Origin of the sequence: Rhizobium sp. CF142 (assembly GCF_000281145.1) — a bacterium.
Taxonomy (GTDB): Bacteria; Pseudomonadota; Alphaproteobacteria; order Rhizobiales; family Rhizobiaceae; genus Rhizobium.
The window spans coordinates 1-1812 of the sequence record NZ_AJWE01000004.1 but is presented as its reverse complement, the minus strand read 5'-3'; the positions used below and the strand labels follow the sequence as shown (position 1 = coordinate 1812).

Annotated in this window: 4 protein-coding genes; 2 read left to right on the top strand and 2 right to left on the bottom strand. The window is 62.5% G+C overall.

Annotation, left to right across the window (positions count from 1 at the left end; all coding sequences use genetic code 11):
* Both PMI11_RS00055 and PMI11_RS00050 read left to right on the top strand, forming a co-directional pair.
* On the top strand, positions 1-565 hold a 565-nt coding region (locus PMI11_RS00055), incomplete at its 5' end, for an SPOR domain-containing protein (protein ID WP_007811927.1).
* A 112-nt stretch (positions 566-677) separates the two neighbouring features.
* The gene (locus PMI11_RS00050) at positions 678-953 is read left to right on the top strand and encodes a hypothetical protein (RefSeq protein WP_007811924.1); all 276 of its coding nucleotides are present in this window, start codon (positions 678-680) and stop codon (positions 951-953) included.
* Positions 954-994: 41 nt separating this feature from the next.
* Here the strand turns inward: PMI11_RS00050 and PMI11_RS00045 are convergent, their stop codons facing one another.
* Positions 995-1432, bottom strand: coding sequence for a DUF1489 family protein (locus PMI11_RS00045; protein WP_007811921.1), 438 nt, complete (start codon positions 1430-1432; stop codon positions 995-997).
* 61 nt (positions 1433-1493) lie between these two features.
* Positions 1494-1812: L-serine ammonia-lyase, iron-sulfur-dependent, subunit alpha (locus PMI11_RS00040; protein WP_007811919.1), on the bottom strand; the 319-nt coding region annotated here is incomplete at its 5' end.

Below are 1812 nucleotides of genomic sequence, written 5' to 3'. Positions count from 1 at the left end.
GCCTGCCGATCTCGGCCTGCCGCATAAGGGGCCGCTTCCGGACAGCCGTTATCAGACGGCAAGCACCGAAGTTGCCTATGCGGAAACCGCTGAACCCAAGACAGACAACCCCTTGCTGACGCAGCCGATGCCGTCTCCGACCAAGGTGAAGACCGTCGCGATCAAGCAGCAGCAGGAACAGGCTTCCGTCGCCGTGCCGACGCCGGCACCTGCTTATATACCGCCGGAACAGGGCGATACCTCCGTCGATGAGGTGACGACCGCTTCCACCAAGGCTGCCCCGGCAAAGGAAGTTGCCGCCAAGGAAGTGCCGCAGCCGTCCGGCTGGGTCGTCCAGATCGGTGTCTCCTCTAGCCGTGAGATGGCGATGGACCTTCTGGCAAACGCCAAGGCCAAGGGCGGCAAGGCGCTGAGCTCCGCCAAGCCCTTCGCCGTCGCCTATGCCAATGACGGCGATCAAATCTACCGCGCCCGCTTCGGCGGCTTCGATGGCCAGCGTGATGCGGTCAACGCCTGCAAGGCCCTGAAGAAGGCCGGCGTCAAGTGCTGGGCGGCTGCCCAATGAGATGTCCGGCGCTGCCTATGACTGATTTGGCGGCGCTCCTGCCTGCCGGCTGCGGTGTTCGCGCCGCCGGCCGTCGATCCTAGTTCGGTTTGTATTGCGTACGAGGAAGATGATGTCGATCAACGAGAATATTCCAAATGCGCCTGCGGGGCGCCGGGCGGTCAACAAAGGCCGTTCCGGCCTGCATCCACTGCACGAAGCAGCGCTGCGTCTTGCCGAAATCGGCCTGCAGCGCCCAAGAGCGAAATCGCCGAAGACACGTGATCTCATCAACCTGCTGCTTTGCCACGGCGCGCGCGCCTGGCGCTACTCGCAGCCTGAAGCGCATATCCACCTGCACATCACGTCGGCTGATGGCAATTCGCCGGTCGTGCTGCGTTTGCGCTGAGGCGTCAAAGCAATTCCAGCAGTGCGCAAAAACAAACGGCTTTAAAGCAATCCGAGTTCCGAAAGCTCGCGCCGAAGATCCGCCGGCATTTCCGCAATGCCAGCGCCGAGACTGTGGAGATCGCGCGGCACATCGTCATCAGGATAGTAACGCCAGCCCTGGAAGGCCCGCTTTGGCTGCACCGAGGTTTCGATCACCTCAGGACCGAGCACCAGGTGGCAGCGGCCGATCCCCTCTCCGTCCGTGAATGTCTGGATATCGAGAATCTTCTGGCGGGCCTGTACCTGCCCCTTGATCACCCAATAGAGCGAGCCGCCGTCGAGCAGTTCTTCCACGCGCTTCGGTACCATGCGGGTCGTATGGACTGAATGCGGTTCCAGTCCGGCGGCGATGGCGCGCAGCGACCGCTCGGCTACCCATTCGCGCAGGTCTTCGATCGAGTCGCAGCCGACGCAGAGCTTGATGAGATTCAGTGCCATGCTGCCGTTGAAATCCTTTTGACCGGCAGCGTCAAGCAAGAAGCATTAAACGTCCACAAACTCAGCATTCGACGACGTTGACGGCAAGGCCTCCGGTCGAGGTTTCCTTGTACTTCTCGCTCATGTCGTAGCCCGTCTGGCGCATCGTCTCGATGCACGCGTCGAGCGGCACGAAATGCTGGCCGTCGCCCTTCACTGCGAGGGATGCGGCCGTGACCGCCTTCACCGCACCCAGCGCATTGCGCTCGATACAGGGAACCTGCACCAGGCCGGCGATCGGATCGCAGGTCATGCCAAGATGGTGTTCGAGCGCGATTTCCGCGGCATTTTCGATCTGGGCTGGCGTGCCGCCCATGACGGCTGCGAGGCCGGCGGCTGCC